At 70.1% G+C, this 16,232-nt stretch carries 18 protein-coding genes; 5 read left to right on the forward strand and 13 right to left on the reverse strand.

Features of this window, described 5'->3' with window-relative positions; all coding sequences use genetic code 11:
• Nucleotides 1–78: 78 nt before the first annotated feature.
• Nucleotides 79–573, forward strand: coding sequence for an EF-hand domain-containing protein (locus ACEZHJ_RS08270; RefSeq protein ID WP_163142969.1), 495 nt, complete (start codon nucleotides 79–81; stop codon nucleotides 571–573).
• A gap of 108 nt (nucleotides 574–681) precedes the next feature.
• Here the strand turns inward: ACEZHJ_RS08270 and ACEZHJ_RS08275 are convergent, their stop codons facing one another.
• Together ACEZHJ_RS08275 and ACEZHJ_RS08280 are read right to left on the reverse strand one after the other, a co-directional pair.
• A complete protein-coding gene (locus ACEZHJ_RS08275) occupies nucleotides 682–1,008 on the reverse strand; it encodes a multidrug efflux SMR transporter (protein ID WP_163139884.1) in 327 nt (108 codons plus the stop codon).
• Nucleotides 1,005–1,556, reverse strand: a complete 552-nt coding sequence (locus tag ACEZHJ_RS08280; protein ID WP_163139882.1) for a TetR/AcrR family transcriptional regulator — start codon at nucleotides 1,554–1,556, stop codon at nucleotides 1,005–1,007. Before ACEZHJ_RS08280 ends, ACEZHJ_RS08275 begins: the two co-directional genes overlap by 4 nt.
• Nucleotides 1,557–1,731: 175 nt before the next feature.
• Here ACEZHJ_RS08280 and ACEZHJ_RS08285 point away from each other — a divergent pair, with 175 nt between their 5' ends.
• Nucleotides 1,732–3,387, forward strand: a complete 1,656-nt coding sequence (locus ACEZHJ_RS08285) for an acyl-CoA dehydrogenase family protein (RefSeq protein ID WP_163139880.1) — start codon at nucleotides 1,732–1,734, stop codon at nucleotides 3,385–3,387.
• Nucleotides 3,388–3,466: 79 nt separating this feature from the next.
• Nucleotides 3,467–4,348, forward strand: coding sequence for a DMT family transporter (locus tag ACEZHJ_RS08290; protein ID WP_163139879.1), 882 nt, complete (start codon nucleotides 3,467–3,469; stop codon nucleotides 4,346–4,348).
• On the opposite strand, the gene ACEZHJ_RS08295 is transcribed toward ACEZHJ_RS08290, so the two are convergent.
• Together ACEZHJ_RS08295 and ACEZHJ_RS08300 are read right to left on the reverse strand one after the other, a co-directional pair.
• Nucleotides 4,338–4,889, reverse strand: coding sequence for a DUF2058 domain-containing protein (locus ACEZHJ_RS08295; RefSeq protein ID WP_163139877.1), 552 nt, complete (start codon nucleotides 4,887–4,889; stop codon nucleotides 4,338–4,340). The two genes, ACEZHJ_RS08290 and ACEZHJ_RS08295, sit on opposite strands and share 11 nt — an antisense overlap.
• 118 nt (nucleotides 4,890–5,007) lie before the next feature.
• Nucleotides 5,008–6,462, reverse strand: a complete 1,455-nt coding sequence (locus ACEZHJ_RS08300; protein WP_163139875.1) for a glyceraldehyde-3-phosphate dehydrogenase — start codon at nucleotides 6,460–6,462, stop codon at nucleotides 5,008–5,010.
• 331 nt (nucleotides 6,463–6,793) lie between these two features.
• Here ACEZHJ_RS08300 and rarD point away from each other — a divergent pair, with 331 nt between their 5' ends.
• Entirely contained in the window at nucleotides 6,794–7,720 is a 927-nt protein-coding gene (rarD, locus tag ACEZHJ_RS08305) for an EamA family transporter RarD (RefSeq protein WP_163139873.1), read from the forward strand.
• Here the strand turns inward: rarD and ACEZHJ_RS08310 are convergent.
• From ACEZHJ_RS08310 to ACEZHJ_RS08345, 8 genes are all read right to left on the reverse strand, one after another.
• Nucleotides 7,693–8,946: an inorganic phosphate transporter gene (locus ACEZHJ_RS08310; RefSeq protein WP_018719274.1), complete on the reverse strand. Its 1,254-nt coding sequence runs from the start codon at nucleotides 8,944–8,946 to the stop codon at nucleotides 7,693–7,695. The two genes, rarD and ACEZHJ_RS08310, sit on opposite strands and share 28 nt — an antisense overlap.
• A 44-nt stretch (nucleotides 8,947–8,990) precedes the next feature.
• Nucleotides 8,991–9,668 carry a TIGR00153 family protein gene (locus tag ACEZHJ_RS08315; RefSeq protein ID WP_018719275.1) on the reverse strand — a complete coding sequence of 226 codons (678 nt, stop codon included), beginning with the start codon at nucleotides 9,666–9,668 and terminating at the stop codon, nucleotides 8,991–8,993.
• 102 nt (nucleotides 9,669–9,770) lie between these two features.
• Nucleotides 9,771–10,400, reverse strand: a complete 630-nt coding sequence (locus tag ACEZHJ_RS08320; RefSeq protein WP_018719276.1) for an invasion associated locus B family protein — start codon at nucleotides 10,398–10,400, stop codon at nucleotides 9,771–9,773.
• 75 nt (nucleotides 10,401–10,475) lie between these two features.
• Nucleotides 10,476–10,946 (reverse strand): hypothetical protein, encoded by a 471-nt coding sequence (locus ACEZHJ_RS08325; protein ID WP_163139871.1) that lies wholly within the window; start codon nucleotides 10,944–10,946, stop codon nucleotides 10,476–10,478.
• Between the two features lie 74 nt (nucleotides 10,947–11,020).
• Complete coding sequence (locus tag ACEZHJ_RS08330; RefSeq protein WP_375036427.1) at nucleotides 11,021–12,502, reverse strand: YdiU family protein; 1,482 nt, start codon at nucleotides 12,500–12,502, stop codon at nucleotides 11,021–11,023.
• A gap of 20 nt (nucleotides 12,503–12,522) precedes the next feature.
• Nucleotides 12,523–13,155, reverse strand: coding sequence for an ACP phosphodiesterase (locus ACEZHJ_RS08335; protein WP_018719279.1), 633 nt, complete (start codon nucleotides 13,153–13,155; stop codon nucleotides 12,523–12,525).
• The gene (locus tag ACEZHJ_RS08340; RefSeq protein WP_018719280.1) at nucleotides 13,152–13,580 is read right to left on the reverse strand and encodes a thioesterase family protein; all 429 of its coding nucleotides are present in this window, start codon (nucleotides 13,578–13,580) and stop codon (nucleotides 13,152–13,154) included. The genes ACEZHJ_RS08335 and ACEZHJ_RS08340 overlap by 4 nt, the downstream gene beginning before the upstream one ends.
• Nucleotides 13,581–13,670: 90 nt before the next feature.
• Complete coding sequence (locus tag ACEZHJ_RS08345) at nucleotides 13,671–14,957, reverse strand: DEAD/DEAH box helicase (RefSeq protein WP_375036428.1); 1,287 nt, start codon at nucleotides 14,955–14,957, stop codon at nucleotides 13,671–13,673.
• Nucleotides 14,958–15,113: 156 nt separating this feature from the next.
• On the opposite strand from ACEZHJ_RS08345, the gene grxD reads away from it, so the two are divergent.
• The gene (gene grxD / locus ACEZHJ_RS08350; protein WP_163139861.1) at nucleotides 15,114–15,440 is read left to right on the forward strand and encodes a Grx4 family monothiol glutaredoxin; all 327 of its coding nucleotides are present in this window, start codon (nucleotides 15,114–15,116) and stop codon (nucleotides 15,438–15,440) included.
• A 75-nt stretch (nucleotides 15,441–15,515) separates the two neighbouring features.
• On the opposite strand, the gene ACEZHJ_RS08355 is transcribed toward grxD, so the two are convergent.
• Nucleotides 15,516–16,106: an EF-hand domain-containing protein gene (locus ACEZHJ_RS08355; protein WP_375036429.1), complete on the reverse strand. Its 591-nt coding sequence runs from the start codon at nucleotides 16,104–16,106 to the stop codon at nucleotides 15,516–15,518.
• Nucleotides 16,107–16,232: the final 126 nt, after the last annotated feature.

The following is a 16,232-nucleotide window of genomic DNA, read 5'->3' on the forward strand; positions in this document are numbered from 1 at the left end:
CGGCCCGTGCCCAGAATCGTCTGCGAGGTCGCGGTGAATCGCGGCCGTGAAAGTCGCAGCAAGTACGGGAGATGACTCATGCACAAGGGCAAGTTTCTGATCGGTGCCGCCGTCCTCACCGTTGCCGTGGCGGGTCTGGCCAACGCCGGCCCGGATCGCCGCGGGCATTTCGGTGCGCCGGGAATGATGGGGATGGGGCCGGACGACCTGCCGATGAGTGTCCAGGCGCTCAAGGAGCGCCAGGCCGGGCGCTTCTCCGAGGCGGACGTCAACGGCGACGGCCGGCTCGACGCCGACGAGATGCAGGCGCTGATGATGCGCATGCGCGCCGAGCGCCGCATCCAGCGGCTCGACAGCGACGGCGACGGCGCCGTCAGTCAGGAGGAATTCGCCTATCCCATGGAACGGCGTCTGATGCGCATGGACCGCAACGGCGACGGGCGCATCGACGAAACCGAGGCGGCGTCAGGGCGCCGTGGCTGGCATGGCGACCACGATCGCCGAGGCGACTGCCGGGACGACGACCGTCGCCCCCGCCGTGGTGACAGCCGCTGGGACGACGACCGCGACTGATGCCGTCCGAATCGCCGGTGGCGGTCCCGGCCCCGTCACCGGCGTCCTTTTCCACCCGGACTGTGTGGGTGTCGGCCGGGCTGTCGCGGCGGGGGGCTGTATTGCGGGTCAGCCCCTCGCCGCCGGCAGGTTCAGCATCACCACGCCGGCGACGATCAGGGCGATCCCGCCGGCCTTGGCGAGGGGAAAGGCCTCGCCGAAGACCATGGCCCCGGTGATCGCCACGCCGACCATCCCGAGCCCCGCCCATAGGGCGTAGACGTAGCCCACCGGCAGGTGTTTGAGGCTCATCGACAGCAGCACGAAGGCGAGGGCATAGCCCGCGACGACGATCACCGACGGACCCAGACGGGAGAAGCCGTTGGAGGCCTTGAGTGCGGTGGTAGCGATCACCTCGCTGGTGATCGCGATGGTGAGCCAGATCAGAGCATTCATGTCCCTGCCTCCGTCATCGCCGCCAGCCGGGCCATGACCGCGGCCCGTTCGTCTGCGTCCAGTGCCGGCAGTGCGAAGAGGTCGTTCATCCACAGTCCGTCCGCCGCCAGGCGCACCACCATGGCGTCCACGGCATCGATGCCGTCGTCCGCCAGTGCCGCACGCCACGCCGGCTGGCGCTCGCGGATCGGGTCGAGCAGTGCCGGCGCGCCCGCGCCGGCGGCGAGGACTGCGGCCGCCATGCGGTTGTCGGGGTGCTCGCCGCGCTCCGGCGGTGAGCACGTGGCGAGGTAGCCGCGGGTCCAGCTCCCGGCGCCGGTATCGGTTTCGCGGTGTGCGTCAATGCCCGCCTCGGTGACGGTGAGCAGGTGCGCCACCATGGCACCGAGCAGCGCCTCCTTGGACGGGAAGTGATAGATCAGCCCGCCCTTGCTCACGCCGGCCTCACGGGCCACGGCGGCCAGGGTGAGATGGCGTACACCCTGCTCCCGGACAAGCCGCGCCGCGGCGAGGAGGAGACGTTCCCGTGTGGAATCCCGTTCGCCCATCGTCGTTGCCTCTGTCGATCACGATACCGCCGAACTATACCGACTGGACGGTATAGTTTCCACCTGGGAGCCCGGTGACTGCTACGCTGAATCTGCAGGTCCGAGGGCGCCCGGCGGCGCCGCCGCCCCGCCCCGACCGCAGCGATAATCACTACCCCGCGGCAGGAGGCCGGCCATGCGTTTCCACCGTCCCCGTACCCGGCTCGGCACCCACGAGGTCGACAACCAGCCGTTTCCCCCGGACGACTACGATGCGTGGGCCACGGACCGGCCCCTGCGCGAGCAGGTCACCCGGCTGGCACCGGAGTGGACGGCCTCCTGGCTCGCGGCGCTGGGCGAGGAGACCGGCCGCGGACACTGGTTCGAGCAGGCGCAGCAGGCTGAGCGCCATCCCCCGGAACTCGTCGCCTTCGACACCGGCGGCCGTCGTGTGGATGAGGTCCACTATCATCCCGCCTACCACGCCCTCATGGCGCTCGCCATCGGCCACGACCTGCACGGGGTCGCATGGCGGCGGAATGCAGCGGGTGGCCACATCGCCCATGTCGCCGGGCTGTACCTCTTCACCCAGCCCGAGCAGGGCGTGTGCTGTCCGGTGACGATGACCCACGCCGCCGTGCCCGCGTTGCTCGCCGAACCGGCGGTGGCCGACGACTGGCTGCCATGGCTGATGAGCACCCGCTATGATGCCCGTTCGCTGCCGGCGGGGGAGAAGGCCGGCGCGACCTTCGGCATGGCCATGACCGAGAAGCAGGGCGGTTCGGACGTGCGCGCCAACACCACCCGTGCCGTCGCCGCCGGTGGTGACGGCGAATACGTGCTCACCGGCCACAAGTGGTTCTGCTCCGCGCCGATGTCCGATGCCTTCCTCACCCTGGCCCAGGCCGACGAGGGGCTGACCTGCTTTCTCGTGCCCCGCTGGCGGCCGGACGGCGCGCGCAACGGTATCCGGCTGCAGCGGCTCAAGGACAAGTGCGGTAACCGTAGCAACGCCTCCGCGGAGATCGAGTACGACGATGCCTGGGCACGCCGCGTGGGTCCACCGGGTCGGGGCGTGCGCACCATCATCGAAATGGTGCAGCAGACCCGCCTCGACGCGGCCACCGCGCCGGTGGGCATGATGCGCCAGGCGCTGGTCCAGGCGTGGCATTTCTGTCGGGCCCGGCGCGCGTTCGGTGCGACGCTCGCCGAGCAGCCGCTGATGCGGGAGGTCCTGGCCGATCTGGCCCTGGAGGTTGAGGCGGGGCTGACGATGGTCCTGCGTCTGGCCGCGGCGTTCGAGGCCCCGGCCGACGCGGCCGGCGAGCGCCGGCTCGCCCGCCTGGGCACGGCGGCGGCGAAGTACTGGACCAACAAGCGCGCGCCGGCGGTGATCGCCGAGGCCATGGAGTGTCTCGGCGGCAACGGTTATGTGGAGACCGGGCCGCTGGCGCGTCTCTACCGGGAGGCACCGGTGAACGGTATCTGGGAGGGGGCCGGCAACGTGATCTGTCTCGACGTCCGCCGGGCGCTGGTGGACGATCCGGAGGTGGAGGCGGCGTTCCTCGCCGAACTGGCACTGGCCCGGGGCGCCGACTCACGCCTGGACGCCGCGATCGAGGCGCTGCCGGGCGAGCTCGCCTCGGTGCGCGAGGACCCGGCGGCGGCCCGCCGGGCGACCGGGGCGCTTGCCCTGGCGCTGCAGGCGAGCCTGCTCGTGCGCCACGCCCCGGCACCGGTGGCGGAGGCGTTCTGCGCCAGCCGGCTCGGCGGAGGGGGCGGCTATACCCTGGGGTGCCTGCCCGCGGGGGTGGACCGCGACGCCATCCTGGCGCGGATCTGGCCGGAGTGAGCCGACGCGGCACGGTACCGTGATCGGCCCCGGTGGGCTATCCTTGCCGCCTTCGTTTCAGGGATCAGGGGAGGGGGCATTGGAGAGCGCGACCACGGTTCACCGCCGGGGCATGCTGATCGCCGCCGCGGGGGCGCTGGTGCTGAGCTTCGACGCGGTGCTCGTGCGCCTCGCCGCGACGGACGGCTGGAACGTGGCGTTCTGGCGCGGCTGGGGGATCGCGTTGTCGATGGGGCTGCTCGCGCTGGTCCATCGTGAGCGCTGGCGGCCGGCCAACCGCCGGGAGGTGTTCGCGGCACTGGCGGCGGCGGGGCTGTACGGCATGAACACCGCATTGTTCGTGCTCTCCGTCTCCCTCACCCGGGCGGCGAACACGGTGGTGATCCTGAGCTGTGCGCCGTTCTTCGCGGCGCTGTTCTCCTGGCTGTTCCTCGGCGAGCGCGTTCGCCCGCGGACCCTGGCGGCCATCGTCGTGAGCATCGCCGGCGTGGCGGTCGTGTTCTCCGGCTCCGTCGGCGGCGGCACACTGCTCGGCGACGCCCTGGCGATGGCGCTGTGCGTCTCGCTGGGCGGGGCGTTCACGGTGCTCCGCCGCTGCCCGGCGGTACCGCGTATCCCGCTGACCTGCGGCTCGGGCGTGGTGGCGGGGCTGATCGCGTGGCCGTTCGCCGATCCGCTCACGCTGTCGGCGTCGAGCTACGGCTGGCTGGCGGTCATGGGGCTCGCGCAGATGCCGCTGGCGTCGGTGCTGCTGATGACGTCCACGCGCTATCTGCCGTCCCCGGAGGTGAGCCTGTTCCTGCTCATCGAGACCGTGCTGGCCCCGGTGTGGGTGTGGGGCGCGGTGGGCGAGGAGCCCCCGGCGCTGACCCTCGCGGGGGCCGTGCTCGTGCTCGGCGCCATCGCGGTGCATTCGTGGCTGTCACTGCGCCGGGTGGCGCCGCTGCGCACTACCACATGAGGTCGTCCGGGATCGGGTGCTCCTCGTAGGCGGGATCGTCCTCGCCCTCGACGGGCCCGCCGCGGAAGGCGATCAGGAACGGCGCCACCGGCTCGACCCGGTCGGCGACCTCCGCTGGGATCAGCCGGTAGTGCCCGCGGGTGCGCGCGATAGCCAGTTCGCCCCGGGCGAGCTGCGTCTGCTGGGCGCCGGTGACGTACAGCCGTTTGATGCGCTCACCGTGGGTGAAATGGAATGCCACGTCCGCGTCGCGCTCGCTGCGGCGGATCTCGGAGTCGAGCACCATTTTGCGCGCGGCCTTCTCGTCCGCCTGACGCTTGCGCTCGGCCTCACGCTCACGGTTGAGGTCGCGGTCGCGGGCCCGCTTGGCCTGGTCGTAGAGCTCGGCGTGGGAGGCGGCATCGCTCTTCGGGGCCTGGCGCTGGGATTTCTTCTTCTTTGGGCCCTTTTTCCTGCCCTTTTTCTGGGACTCGACCCGCTTGACGTCCTCTTCTGAGGCGAGCCCGGATTTCAGCATCTGCTCGCGCAGGGAGTTGCTCATGGCGGGACTCTCTCGCTCCGGTGACGGTAATGCGCACAGGTTACTAAGCCGGTGATCGGTGACGCCAGCCCGGGGCGCCTGCGGGCGGCGCCGGAACAGCGCCGCCCGCCGCCGGCGGTCAGCTTCGCGGCAGGCGCGGGAAGTGCAGGCCCGCCATCTCCTGGGCGATGCGCATGACCTGGCAGCTGTAGCCCATCTCGTTGTCGTACCAGACGTAGACCACGCAGTGGCGGTCCTGGGCGATCAGCGAGGCCGAGTCGATGACGCCGGCGTGACGCGAGCCGACCAGATCGGTGGAGACTGCCTCGGTGGAGGCGGTGTAGTCGATCTGCTCGGCGACGTCCGAGTACAGCGCGGCGTCGCGGAGGAATTCGCGCAGGCTCTCCTCGTCCACCGAGTCGTTGAGGGTGAGGTTCATCACCGCGAGCGACACGTTCGGGGTGGGGACGCGGATGGCGTTGCCGGTGAGCTTGCCGGAGAGCTCGGGCAGGGCCTTGGCCACCGCCTTGGCCGCGCCGGTCTCGGTGAGAACCATGTTCAGCGGCGCGCTGCGGCCGCGGCGCGAGCCCTTGTGGTAGTTGTCGGTGAGGTTCTGGTCGTTGGTGTAGGCGTGCACCGTCTCGACGTGACCGTACTCGATACCGTAGCGCTCGTTGATCACCTTGAGCACGGGGGTGATGGCGTTGGTGGTGCAGCTCGCCGCCGAGAGGATGCGGTCCTCGGGGGCCATGTCGCGGTGATTCACACCGAAGACGATGTTCTTGAGATCGCCCTTGCCGGGCGCGGTCAGGAGCACGCGGCCGGCGCCGGTGGCCTCGAGGTGGCGGGAGAGGCCGGCCTCATCGCGCCACTTGCCGGTGTTGTCGAGGATCAGCGCGTCCTTGATGCCGTACTCGGTGTAGTCGATCTCCGCCGGGTCGTTGGCGTAGATGACCTTGATGTAGTTGCCGTTCGCGACGATGGCGTTCTCTTCCGGCACGGTGAAGATCGAGCCGTTGAAGGGGCCGTGTACGGAGTCGCGGCGCAGCAGGCTCGCGCGCTTGTCGAGGTCGTCGTCATTGTTGTTGGGGCGTACGACGACGGCGCGCAGGCGCATCTTGTTGCCGGCGCCGGTCTTCTCGATGAGCAGCCGGGCGAGCAGGCGTCCGATGCGGCCGAAACCGTAGAGCACGACGTCCTGGGGTTCGTTGAGCAGCGGGCCCTCGCGGTCGACGATGTCGGCGAGCTCCTCGCGCAGCCAGTCGGTAAGCGCCGGACGGGGCTCCTCGAGGCGGCCGTAGGCGACGGCGAGGCGGCCCAGGTCCAGTCGTGCCGGGGCCAGGCGCAGGGCGGTCAGCGCCTCCAGTACGGCGAAGCTGTCGCGGATGTCCAGCGCTTCGCCTTCGTACTGCTTGACGAAGCGGTGCGCCTTGAGGATGTCGACCGTGTTGACGTTGTTGAGCGGGCGGCCGTAGATGCGCAGGACCAGACCGCGATCGCGGTAGAGGCGGCCGATCATCGGCAGCATCTGCTCGGCGAGCTCCTGGGCCTGTTTCCACTGCTGGAGGTAGAGGTCGCGCTCGGTAATCGACATGGATCGTTCCCCTGGGTTGACTGGTGCATCCGCGGCGGCCGCAGTCTACCGACCCTGCCCGGGCGTGTTCGCCCAACCGCCTGACTGACCGGGTTAAGCATCGATCTGCGGCGCGGCGAATCCTACGATAAATCGACGCGTTTGTCCCGCCCCCGGAGGCGATTATCCGACGACGGGAATGGGGGCGCGAAGTCGGGACCACGGAGGCTGGCGGGGTCGCAAAACGTTCGCCGGGCAACTATCCTGACGGCTCCATGTCCATGGGGCGTCCACGGCGGTGCCTGCTGCACGCCGGAAGACCGCCCGCCACATCCACTCGAGGAATCGCGACGTGTCCGATACCCACCCGTCGGCCGGCGGCGTCGCGGCGGCACTGGGGGCGTTCGGCCTCTGGGGGCTGCTGCCGCTGTATTTCCACCTCATCGGCCCCAGCGTCTCGCCCTGGGAGATCCTGGTGCAGCGCGTGATCTGGGCGGCGGTGCTGCTCGCGCTGGTGCTCGCCGCCGCCGGACGCTGGACCCGGGTGCGGGCGGTGCTCGCGCAGCCGCACCTGCGCCGGCCGCTGATGGCAAGTACCGCGCTCATCGTCGCCAACTGGGGGGTGTTCATCTGGGCCGTCACCAACGGCCACGTGCTCGAGAGCAGCCTGGGCTATTACATCAATCCGCTGCTCAATGTCTTCCTCGGTTTCGCGTTCCTCGGTGAGCGGCTGCGGCGCTGGCAGATGCTGGCGGTCGGTGTGGCCGCGGCGGGCGTGATCCTGCGCGTGATCGCCTTCGGCTCGGTGCCCTGGATCGCGCTGGTGCTCGCCGGCTGCTTCGGCGGTTACGGGCTGATCCGCAAGCAGCTCGCCGTCGACAGTGCCACGGGCCTGTTCCTGGAGACGCTGATGGCCCTGCCCGCGGCGCTGATCGGTCTGGCCTGGATGTATGCCGAAGGACGCGCGCAGCTGTTCATCGCCTCGCCCGTCATCGACGTATTGCTGATCGGGGCCGGCGCGGCGACGGTGGTGCCGCTGGTGCTGTTCACGGCGGCGGCGCAGCGCCTCCGGCTGGCGACGCTGGGGCTGTTCCAGTACATCACGCCGACCATGCACCTGCTTACCGGCGTGCTCGTACTCGGCGAGCCTTTCACCGGGGCCGACGGCGTCACCTTCGCCGCAATCTGGACGGGTCTGGCGGTCTACACTGCCGATACCTGGTCCGCCCAGCGCGCCGCCCGGCGGCGGCTTCAGCCGAGCAGCGCCTCGAGCAGGTAGAAGAACATCACCGAGAGGATCGCGCCGGCGGGCAGGGTGACGATCCAGGACATGAAGATGTGGCCGATCATGCGCAGGTTGAGCGCGGCCATGCCCCGGGCGAGGCCCACGCCGAGTACGCCGCCCACCAGCGTGTGGGTCGTCGAGATCGGCAGTCCGGTGCCGGAGGCGAGGACCACGGTGGTCGCCGCGGCGATGGTGGCGGCGAAGCCGCGGCTCGGCGACAGCGAGGTGATGCCCTGGCCGACGGTCTGGATCACGCGCTGGCCATAGGTGATCAGGCCGATCACGATGCCGCCCCCGCCGAGCAGCAGGATCCACACGTTGAGGCTGGCCTTGGCGCCGACCTCACCGCTGTTGGTGACGATGCTCACCACCGCCGCCACCGGTCCCACGGCGTTGGCGACGTCGTTGGAGCCGTGGGCGAAGGCCATGGCGCAGGCGGTGATCACCATGAGCACGCCGAAGATCCGCTCGACGTTGGTGTAGTGAAAGTCGAGGTCCGCGTCCGGATCGATGTCCAGACGACGGATACCGGCAATGCCCACGAGCGTGACGACGATGCCGGCGGCGGCCGCGATCAGCACCGCGAGTGTCGGCGGGAAGGTGACCCCCACGTGCTTGAGGCCCTTGGTGATGGTCACCAGTGCGACCACGAAGCCCACGCCGAACATGTACACCGGTACGTAGCGCCGGGCGTTCGCGAGCGGCGTGTGCGAGTCGAGTATCAGCCGTTGCACGGACAGGAACAGCAGGAACGCGATGGTGCCTGACAGCAGTGGCGAGACCACCCAGCTCGCCGCGATGGACACGATTTTGCCCCACTGCACGGCGTCCGGGCCGACGCCCACCGCGGCGAAGCCCACCACCGCGCCGACGATGGAGTGGGTCGTGGACACGGGCCAGCCGAAGTACGAGGCCACCAGCAGCCATACCGCCGCGGCGAGCAGGGCGGCGAGCATCCCGAAGACCAGGAGCTGGGGGTGATCGGCGAACACCGCCGGATTGACGATGCCCTTGCGCACCGTGTCAGTCACCGAGCCGCCGGCGAGCAGCGCGCCGGCGAACTCGAACACGGCGGCGATGACCACCGCCTGGCCGATGGTCATCGCGCGCGACCCGACCGATGTGCCCATGGCGTTGGCGACGTCGTTGGCGCCGATGCCCCACGCCATGAACAGTCCGAACACGGCCGCCAGCACGAGCAGTGTGATACCGAATTCCATTGGGCCCCCGGGGATGGAAAGAGAAAACGGGTAGTTGGTTTCTTCTATCGAGCGAGCATGAGCTGCAGCCGGCTGCCGACCCGCTGGGAGCGGTCGGCGAGGCTGCCGATCCAGTCGATGATCCGGTAGATGAACATCACGTGGACCGGCGGCAGCTCGTCCTCCAGGGCGAACACGGCGCGCCGCGTGGTCACCTGGAGGCGGTCGGTGTCGCTCTCGATGCGGTCGAGCTCGGTGAGCATGCCGTTGACGATGTCCACCTCGTGGCCGCGGAAGCCGGTCTCGAAGAGGTCGTCGAGCTCGTCGATGGCCTTGCGGGCCTGGCGGGTGGCGTCCACGGAGCGCTGCAGGAAGGCCTCCATGGGCTCGGCGACGGATTCGGGGAAGGTCATGCGCCGGCCGAGGATCAGCCCGGCGATGTCCTTGGCGCGGTTGGCGACCTTGTCCTGCATGGCCAGGACCTCGAGGAGGTCGCGGCGGGCGACGGGTAGCATCAGGCCCTTGGGCAGCTGCAGGCGCAGCTCGTGCTTGAGGCGGTCCGCATCGCTCTCGATACGGCCGATGCGCTGCTGATGGGCCTCGGCGGTCGCCCAGTCCCCGGCCCGGACCGCGGCGAGGAACGGTGGGAGCTCCTCGACACAGGCGCTGACCTCCGCCATGTGTCGCTGCAGGGGGCTCACGGGGGATTTGCCGAAGAGCTGCGAGAAGAAGTTCGGCGCCATGTGCGTTCCCATCCCGGCTTGTTCAGGGGAGGGTATGGTAACGCCGGTGCCATCGATTTGTAACATTCGCGGCCCGGCCGGCGGCCGGGCCGCGGGGCGGGCTCAGGGGCTGATGCGGTCGAGCGCCGCCGTGAAGCCCATCAGCGAGAGCGGCAGGTTGACCGTCTTGCCGTTGGGTACGCGGATACTGACCTGGGCCTTGGTGCCGCCCTTGAGCTTGGCGAGGAGCTCATCCTTGAGTGGCAGGTCCGCCCGGCAGCCCGCCTGGAAGCAGATCTGTACGGGGAAGCGGATCGGCTCGCCGCCGTCGATGCTCATCTGCACGCCCGGGGGCAGGTGGATGCCCAGGGGCAGCTGGAAGACCGCCACGGGGCCGTCGACCTGCTCCTGGGGTGGATAGGCCACCGCCACCCGCATGACGAGCTTGTCGTTGTCGCTGCGGGTCACGCCCTGGAACATCTCGCAGCCGTTGCGCGGGCCGTTGTCCCCGAGTCCGCAGCGCACGCCCCAGTCCTCGAAGCGCTCGACGTTCTCCGAGTCGCCCTGCTGGCCCTGCGGCTGGCCCTGGGTGGTCTGCTGCGCGGTCTGGCCGCCGTTCTCGGCGGGTTTGAGGAAGTCGCTCTCGCCGCCGCGGCCGCCGTTGTCCAGCAGTCCGCCGCTCCCGCTCTGGGCCTGGGCCGCGCCGACCACGAGGATCAGTGCCAGGCCGATGCATCGTTTGAGATAGCGCATGGTGCTCCGTTCGCTAGCTGAAGGTGATCGGTGGCCCTCCAGTGTAGGGCCTGCACTCCGGCCTGGCGAGGCCGGTCACTCCCGGGACATGTCGGGCTTGGGGGTTTCCTTCTCGGTCGCCTGGAAGTGCTCGCGCAGCTGGCGGTAGCTGTCTACGAAGCCCGTCTTCACGTCGTCCCAGGTCTCCGCCGAGCTTTCGCCCAGGCGGTCGAACGCGCGGCCGAGGTCCTCGCGCTCGTCCTCCAGGGCGCGCAGGCTTGCCTGCGTCTTCTCCCGTGTCGCCTCGCTCATCTCGGACCACTGCTCGTCGGCGCGCTCGCGCAGGTTCGCAATGCGTTTGTCCAGCGCGTCCATGAGCTCATGGGCCTTGGTCACCGCCTGGTCGCGCTTTTCCGCGGAGTAGCGCTGCAGCGCCTCCAGGTTGGATTCGCCGCCCTGCTCCATGGTGGTCTCCGCACCGTTGCCGGCGCCGCTGCCCTCCGCTGCGGCCAGCGGCGCGGACAGGATCAGTCCGGTGAGCAGGCAGGTGAACAGCACGTATCGCATGGTCACTCTCTCTTGGCGTTGGGCGATGTCTTCAGCGTTGGGGGCGGGCGGCGCGAATGCAAGCCGTCCGCGGCTCACGAGGAGCACGAGAGCACGATGCCCCGTCCCCAGTCCGGCGGCGGCGCCGCGTATTCCGCGTATCCCGGTTGGTCGTCGAACGGCCGGCGCAGGCAGTCGAGCAGGCGCTGCGTCTCGCCCATGTCGCCGTCCTCCGCGCGGTCGATGGCCTGCTGGGCCATCCAGCTGCGCAGCACGTAGCGCGGGTTGACGCCGTGCATCGCCTGGCGGCGCGCGGCGTCGTTGCGCCCCTCCGTTGCCAGCCGGCGACGCCAGCGCCCGAGCCATTCCGTTGCGGCGTCGCGGTCGGCGAACTCGTCCAGGAAGTCCTCGTCCCCGCCGTCGGTGGCCGAGTGGAGTTCGCCGAGGGCGCGGAAGGTGCGGGTGAAATCGGCACCGCCGTCGGCCATGCGGGCGAGCAGGTCGCCGATCAGCCGCTCGTCGCCGGCCTGTGGCTCGGCGATGCCGAGCTTGTCGGTAAAGGCCTCGAGCCAGGCCGCGTCGAAGGCGCCCTCGTAGCCCGCGACGATGTCCCGGCCGATCTCCACCGCCGCCTCCGGCGTGTCCGCGAGCAGCGGCAGGCAGGCCTGCACCAGCTGGGTGACGTTCCACTCGCCGATGGCAGGCTGCATGCGGTAGCTGTAGCGCCCGCCCATGTCGGTGTGGTTCGGGGTGAAGGTGTCGCTGAACGCATCCATGAACGCGAACGGCCCGTAATCGATGGTCTCGCCGAGCACGGACATGTTGTCGGTGTTCATCACCCCGTGGACGAAGCCCACCGCCTGCCAGCGGGCGATCAGTGACGCCGTCGCCCGGACGACCCGCTCCAGCCAGAGGCGGTACCGGGCGGTGTGGCCGACGAGGTCCGGGTGGGCGTCGGCGATGACGTGATCGGCCAGGACGGGCAGGGCGTCGAAGCGTTCGCGGTAGTAGAAATACTCGAAGTGTCCGAAGCGCACGTGCCCGCGGGAGACGCGCAGCATCGCCGCGCCGGGCTCGACGCGTTCGCGCTGCACGGCGAGCGACGTGCCCACCAGCGCCAGCGCCCGGGTGGTGGGGATGCCCAGGTGATGCAGCGCCTCGCTGGCGAGGAACTCCCGCAGGCATGAGCGCAGCACCGCGCGTCCGTCGGCGCCGCGGGAGTAGGGGGTGGGACCGGCACCCTTGAGGTGGAGGTCGTAGAGTTGGCCGTCGTTGCCACGGGCCTGGCCGAGCAGCACGGCGCGGCCGTCACCGAGGCGGGGTACGTACTGCCCGAATTGGTGGCCGGCGTAGACCATGGCCAGGGGGGCCCCGCCGGGCAGGGGGACGTTGCCCGCGAGGATGTCGGCGTCCGCGGCCACGGCGCCGGGGTCGAGGCCGAGCAGCGCCGCCGTCTCCGGGCTCACGGCCAGTACCCGTGGCTCCGGCAGTCCGCCGGGTGCCAGGCGGGTGTGGAATTCGCCCGGCAGGCGGGCGAACCGGTTGTCCAGGCGTAGCGATGCCAGGCCTGCGGTCATGGTGGCTCCCGTGCTCGATGTTATCGGGTGAGGTCGCTCTCCACTGGTTGACCGTCCTGAACCCCGCCGGGTTTCCCGGCGTCGCGGACGAAATCCACCAGCGCCGGGAAGAACGCGTGGAAATCCGCCTCCAGCGCCGGATACAGGGCGGTCAGGGTGGGGCCGGCGCCGCGCAGCATTTCCCGGCGCCGGGACAGCCGTGCGGCCATGCGCTCCAGTGCAGCCACGGTGCTGTCGAAGTCCGCGTAGGCGGCGAGCCAGTCGTCGTCGCGCATCCGCGGCAGGATTGCGGCGAGGCGTGGCGGGAGGTGCCGGCCCTGGCGTTCCAGTGCGGTGTACGCGCCGCGGGTGAAGGTGGGCAGCGCCGTGGGGTGGTGGCTGGCCCAGTCCCGGGCGAGGAAGTGATCGAAGGCCATGTCCAGGATGATTCCGGCGGCCCGGCGATGGGGCGGCGGGAAGCGCCGCCGGGCGTCGCGCACGACCGGGTGCCGGTCGGTGAAGACGTCCACACGGCGGTGCAGCCGGATACCGGCACGCACGGCGTCCGGCAGTGCCGGGTCCGGCGTGCCGCGCACGAAATCGCCCATGAGGTTGCCCGCCAGGAATGCCGGATCGTCGTCGCCGGCGAGATAGGCGTGGGCGAGGAAGTTCACGAGCCCGGCAGCAGCGCCCGGACGTCTGCAGGTACGGCGACCGCGCGCCCCGCGTGGTGGTCCACCCACACCACCCGGGCTGAGCCGGTGGCGTAGACGACCCCGCCGTCGCCGGCGTCGCGGATCTCGTAGCGGGTGTCGAAGCTGCTGCGCCGGGGGGTGTCGCCGAACATGCGCACGTTGAGCGTGGCGGGGTAGACGATGGCGCGGCGGAACTCGCAGAAGGCGTTGACCACCACCGGCCCCAGTGCGGTGCCGCCGCCGACGCTCTCGCCGACGCCGATCTGCTGCAGCCACTCGATGCGGACCTGCTCGAAGTAGCGGAAGTAGATGGTGTTGTTCACGTGGCCGAGGGCGTCCATGTCGCCCCAGCGCACGGGGATTTCGGCCTCGGCCAGCAGGGTGGTGTCGGTGTTCTGGTTCACGCCGCCTCCGGTGTCTGCCTAGATCGGCCGCGCGCCGCGCGCGGCCCGTCGAAGGGGCATTGTAGCGCGCCGGCGCGGGCGCCGGCGCCGTCAGCGTCGGCGCGAGCCGCCGCCACCACCGCCACCGCTACCGCCGCGGCGGTTGTTGCGCTGCGGCGGGCGGCCGTTGCCGCGGCGCGGCGAGCTCACCCGCTTGGGCGGCTTGATGTCCTCGACGATGAGCTCCGGCGGGGCGAGCTCGGAGGGGATCTTCTGGTCGATGTAGGCCTCGATATCCGGCAGCGAGTAGACGTAGCTCTCGCAGGCGAAGCTGATCGCGTCGCCGCGCTCACCGGCCCGGGCCGTGCGCCCGATACGGTGGACGTAGTCCTCGGCGTCCTGCGGCAGGTCGTAGTTGACGACGTGGGAGACGCCGGGGATGTGCAGGCCGCGCGCGGCCACGTCTGTGGCGACCAGCACCGGCAGCTCGCCCTTCTGGAACTCGCCGAGCAGCTGCTCGCGCTTGTTCTGGGGGATGTCGCCGGAGAGCACCGCGGTCTTGATGTCGTTGCCCAGCAGGTAGCCGGTGACCTGCTCGGCGGCCCGCTTGGTGTTGACGAACACCATCGTGCGGGTGACGTCCTGGTGGCGCAGCACGCCGAGCAGCAGGCCGATCTTCTGGTTGTTCTCGACGTGGTAGAGCTTCTGGTTGACCTTCTCGGCGGTGATCTGCTCGGGCTCGATCTCCACCGTCTCCGGGTCGTTCATGTGCTCCCAGGCGAGCTCCTTGACGCGCTCGGACAGCGTCGCCGAGAAGAGCATGTTGATGCGCTTGTTCGGCGGGGGCATGCGCCGCAGGAGGTAGCGGATGTCCGAGATGAAGCCCATGTCGAACATGCGGTCCGCCTCGTCGAGGACGGCGACCTCCACGTTGTCCAGGGTGAACACCCGCTGCTTGTAGAAGTCGATGATCCGCCCGGGGGTGCCGATGAGCACGTCCACGCCGCGCTCGAGCTGGCGGCGCTGCTTGTCGTAGCCCGTGCCGCCGTAGATACAGGCGAACTCCATGCCCGTGAAGTAGCCGAGCTTCTCCGCGTCCCGGTGGATCTGCAGTGCGAGCTCGCGCGTCGGCGCGAGGATCGCCGCCCACGGCCCGGATTTGCCCTCGGCCACCGGTGTGGTCATGAGGTAGTGCATGGTCGCCAGCAGGAAGGCCGCGGACTTGCCGGTGCCGGTCTGTGCCTGGCCCGCGACGTCCTTGCCCGCGAGCGCCAGCGGCAGCGTGGCCTCCTGGATGGGCATGCAGCGCGTGAACCCCGCCTCGTCCAGGCCGGTCAGCAGCGATTCGTGGAGTCCCAGGGACTTGAAAGTGGTCTGAGTCAGATGGTCTTTGTCCATGGCGCGGCAGGATAACGGATTTCTCGCCGGTAGGGGAGGCCGCGTTACTAAAACCGCGTTTGGGGTCAGTGTATTGGCCGGGGCAATAGCGGTAGAATGCGCGCTACATTCACGGGCGGCCCACCCCCCGGCGCCCGGACAGACGAGGGAGTAGGCATGAGCGACATCCAGGACACCATCCGTCAGCAGGTGCAGGACAACCCGATCATCCTGTACATGAAGGGCACCCCGCAGTTCCCGCAGTGCGGCTTCTCCATGCGCGCGTCCCAGGCGCTCGCCGGCTGCGGTCAGGAGTTCGCCTACGTCAACGTGCTCGAGGACGAGGCGGTCCGTCAGGGCATCAAGGAGTTCGGTGACTGGCCGACCATCCCCCAGCTCTACGTCAACGGCGAGCTCGTCGGCGGCTGCGACATCATCCTCGAGATGTACGAGTCCGGCGAGCTGCAGAAGACGGTCGAGTCGGCCACCGCCAAGGACGCGTAACCGCGCCAGCGCCCATCCCGCGGGCGCCGCCGGTAGAGGCGGCGCCCGTTCACGGGGTGTCCACGGCAATCCCCGTCAGCGGTTCCCGGCCGGCGCCCGGCGGGCGGCGAACTCCTCCGGACTGATCCAGCCGTTGCCGTCGGCGTCGATATCGCCGAATCCCGGGGCGTTGCCGGCGTTACGCACCGGGTAGCCGTCCTGTGCCCGCTCGCCCATCCGGGTCGCACGGGCCCGGCTGAACTCCGCCTTGCCGATACGTCCGTCACCGTCCAGGTCGAAATCCGCGAACGTGGGCCGTCCGCCCTGCATGCCGGCGCCGGGCCCCTGGCCACCGCCGCGTTTCTCCTCCATGCGGACGCGCTGGCCGGCACGGAACTCCTCCCGTGTCAGCCGGCCGTCGCCGTCGCGATCGAATGACGAGAACGGCGGTGCGTTCGCCGCCCGGCGCCTCCCGGACATGCCGGTCTCGTCGCGTTGCGCCATGCGCCGCTCACGCACGGCGGCGAATTCCGCCTCGCTGATGAACCCGTCGCCGTTACTGTCGTACGTGGCGAAAGGCACGGGGCCGCGGGAGGGGAGGTCGGCCGCCGCGCTGCCGGCGGAGGCGAACATACCGGCGAGGGCGATCGTCACGACGAGGGAGCGGGTGCGTTCACGTGTTGCCATGATGGCCTCCGGAGACACAGTCGAATGACCGTCCGGCCGCCGGCTGTGGCGCGGTGGCCGGTCCCTGTCCCGGGTGGGTGCAGGAGTCAGTATCCGCCTGTCAGGCCCGGCTCACAAGCGGCCTTC

It is taken from the genome of Arhodomonas sp. KWT2 (assembly GCF_041949875.1).
GTDB classification, from domain to species: Bacteria; Pseudomonadota; Gammaproteobacteria; order Nitrococcales; family Nitrococcaceae; genus Arhodomonas; species Arhodomonas aquaeolei.